Annotated in this window: 4 protein-coding genes; all 4 read left to right on the top strand. The window is 63.4% G+C overall.

The genetic code is table 11. The features are described from left to right. On the top strand, positions 1–676 hold a 676-nt coding region (sufB, locus tag V6M39_RS01055), incomplete at its 5' end, for a Fe-S cluster assembly protein SufB (RefSeq protein WP_332641797.1). Further along, positions 673–1,869 (top strand): Fe-S cluster assembly protein SufD, encoded by a 1,197-nt coding sequence (gene sufD, locus V6M39_RS01050; RefSeq protein ID WP_332641796.1) that lies wholly within the window; start codon positions 673–675, stop codon positions 1,867–1,869. The genes sufB and sufD, both read left to right, overlap by 4 nt. Beyond that, positions 1,866–2,216, top strand: a complete 351-nt coding sequence (locus V6M39_RS01045) for a non-heme iron oxygenase ferredoxin subunit (RefSeq protein WP_332641795.1) — start codon at positions 1,866–1,868, stop codon at positions 2,214–2,216. The genes sufD and V6M39_RS01045 overlap by 4 nt, the downstream gene beginning before the upstream one ends. After that, complete coding sequence (gene sufC / locus V6M39_RS01040) at positions 2,203–2,967, top strand: Fe-S cluster assembly ATPase SufC (RefSeq protein ID WP_332641794.1); 765 nt, start codon at positions 2,203–2,205, stop codon at positions 2,965–2,967. Before V6M39_RS01045 ends, sufC begins: the two co-directional genes overlap by 14 nt. Positions 2,968–3,094 lie beyond the last annotated feature (127 nt).

Raw genomic sequence — 3,094 nt, 5'->3', positions numbered from 1 at the left:
GCACTCGGCCGTCGTCGAGATCGTCGTCAAGAAGGGCGCCCGCGTCCGCTACACGACGATCCAGAACTGGTCCAACAACGTCTACAACCTCGTCACCAAGCGCGCTGTCTGCGAAGAGGGCGCGACGATGGAGTGGGTTGACGGCAACATCGGCTCCAAGGTCACGATGAAGTACCCCGCCGTCTACCTCATGGGCGAGCACGCTCGTGGCGAGACGCTGTCGATCGCCTTCGCTGGCGAGGGTCAGCACCAGGATGCCGGCGCCAAGATGGTGCACGCAGCGCCCAACACGTCGAGCTCGATCCTGAGCAAGTCGGTTGCACGTGGCGGCGGACGTACGTCCTACCGCGGCCTGCTGCAGGTGCTGGAGGGTGCTGAAGGCTCGGCCAGCACGGTCAAGTGCGACGCGCTCCTGGTTGACCAGATCAGCCGCTCGGACACCTACCCGTACGTCGACGTCCGCGAGGACGACGTGACACTCGGCCACGAGGCCACTGTGTCCAAGCTCAGCGACGACCAGCTCTTCTACTTCATGTCTCGCGGCATGGAGGAGGACGAGGCCATGGCGATGATCGTCCGTGGATTCGTCGAGCCCATCGCACGCGAGCTCCCCATGGAGTACGCGCTTGAGCTGAACCGTCTTATCGAACTTCAAATGGAGGGTGCAGTCGGTTGACCACCTCGCTTGACACTTCCAAGACGGCAATCCAAGACCTGTCCAAGGCTCTGGAGTTGTCTCCTGTTGAAAGCCATCTGCACCCGGTGGGGTCGTTCGACCTCGCTGACCACGACGTGCCCACGGGCATGGAGGAGATCTGGCGGTTCACTCCGCTCAAGCGCCTCCGTGGCCTGCACCAGGACACCCCGCTCGACGGCGAGGACTTCAAGGTTGAGGTCGACGCCGCTGAGGGCGTGAGTGCCGTATCCGTGCCTGCCGCCGACTCGGCTCGTGGTGTCTCCGGCTACGTCCCGGTCGACCGTGTCTCGGCACGCGCCTGGGATGCGACCAAGTCCGTCTTCGAGGTCACAATCCCGGCCAACACCGAGATTGCCGACCCGACCACGATTCGCCTGCACGGTGGTGGCCTGGAGAAGGCTGCTGCCGGACACCTGCTCGTACGCGCTGGCGCGTTCAGCAAGGCTGTCGTCGTCGTCGACTACGACGGATCCGCAACCTGGGCCGAGAACATCGAGGTCGTCCTCGAGGACGGCGCTCAGCTGACGTTCGTGACGGTTCAGGACTGGAACGACGACAGCGTGCACGTCGTCACCCAGCACGCTCGTGTCGGCCGTGACGCTTCGCTGCGCCACATCGCCGTCTCGCTCGGCGGTGACGTCGTACGCGCCAGCACCTCTGCCGACTACATCGGTACCGGCGGCAGCGTCGAGATGCTCGGCGTCTACTTCGCCGACGAGGGCCAGCACATCGAGCACCGCCTGTTCGTCGACCACACAGCACCGCGCACCAAGAGCAATGTCGAGTACAAAGGCGCGCTCCAGGGCAAGGACGCTCACACGGTCTGGATCGGCAACGTCCTCATTCGCAAGGAAGCCGAAGGCATCCTCACGTATGAGAGCAACGACAACCTCGTGCTGACTGACGGCGCCAAGGCTGACTCGGTTCCGAACCTCGAGATCGAGACCGGTGACATCGAAGGCGCGGGACACGCGTCGACGACGGGCCGCTTCGACGACGAGCACCTGTTCTACCTGCAGAGCCGTGGCATCCAAGAGGAAGAAGCACGTCGTCTCGTCGTGCACGGCTTCTTCAACGACATCATTCGTCGCATTGGCGTCCCGTCCCTCCAGGAGCGTCTCGTCGCTTCGATCGAAGAGGAGCTGGCCGCGCACGTAGGACGTCTGGCATGACTTATGTTCACGCCGCGCAGCTCGCAGACGTACCGAACGGAGGTGTCCTCGCCGTCGAGATCGACGGTCAAGAGGTCGCTCTCGTACGTGACGGCGACGACGTCTATGCGCTGCGTGACGAGTGCTCGCACGCGTCCATCCCACTGTCAGAGGGAGACGTCGAGGGCTGCGAGATCGAGTGCTGGCTGCACGGATCTCGCTTCGACGTACGTACTGGCAAGCCCGTCAACCTTCCGGCCACCGAGGCCGTACCGACTTACCCCACTCAGATCGAGGGAGACGCCGTTCTGGTTGATCTCTCGGGCACGAATACAGCACAGGAGCTGAACGCACATGGCAACGCTTGAGATCAAGGACCTTCACGTCTCGGTCAACACCGAAGAAGGCGAAAAGGAGATCCTCAAAGGCGTCGATCTCACCGTCAAGTCGGGAGAGGTCCACGCAATCATGGGCCCCAACGGTTCGGGCAAGTCGACCCTTGCCTACTCGATCGCGGGTCACCCCAAGTACACCGTCACCAAGGGCAGCGTCACGCTCGATGGCGTCGACATCTTGTCGATGAAGGTCGATGAGCGCGCTCGCGCGGGCCTCTTCCTCGCGATGCAGTACCCCGTCGAGGTTCCCGGCGTCTCCGTCGCCAACTTCCTCCGTACGGCCAAGACCGCGATCGACGGCGAGGCTCCCAAGCTGCGTACGTGGATCAAGGACGTCAACGAGGCGCTCGAGCGGGTCACGCTCGACAAGGAGTTCGCTCAGCGCAACGTCAACGAGGGATTCTCCGGCGGCGAGAAGAAGCGCCACGAGATCGCTCAGCTTGAGCTGCTCAACCCGAAGTTCGCCGTGCTCGACGAGACCGACTCAGGTCTCGACATCGACGCACTGCGCGTTGTCTCGGACGGCGTCAACCGCTACAGCTCGCAGGGCGACCGCGGCGTACTGCTGATCACTCACTACACGCGCATCCTGCAGTACATCAAGCCCGACTACGTGCACGTGTTCGTCGCCGGCAAGGTTGCCGAGCAGGGCGGTCGCGAGCTCGCTGACCAGCTCGAGGCCAACGGCTATGACAAGTACGTCAAGGCGGCTGCTTCAGCGTGACCCTCGTCGAGAGCACGACCCACGACACTTCGCCTTTTGATGTGGCCAGGATCAGGGCTGATTTCCCGATCCTGAGCCGCCGCCTGGCCGGAGACCTGCCGTTGGTCTATCTCGACAGCGCCAACTC

It is taken from the genome of Aeromicrobium sp., from assembly GCF_036675695.1.
In the GTDB taxonomy this organism is placed as follows: Bacteria; Actinomycetota; Actinomycetes; order Propionibacteriales; family Nocardioidaceae; genus Aeromicrobium.
Note: the sequence above shows the minus strand (reverse complement) of the source record. Positions and strands in the feature narration are given on the sequence as shown.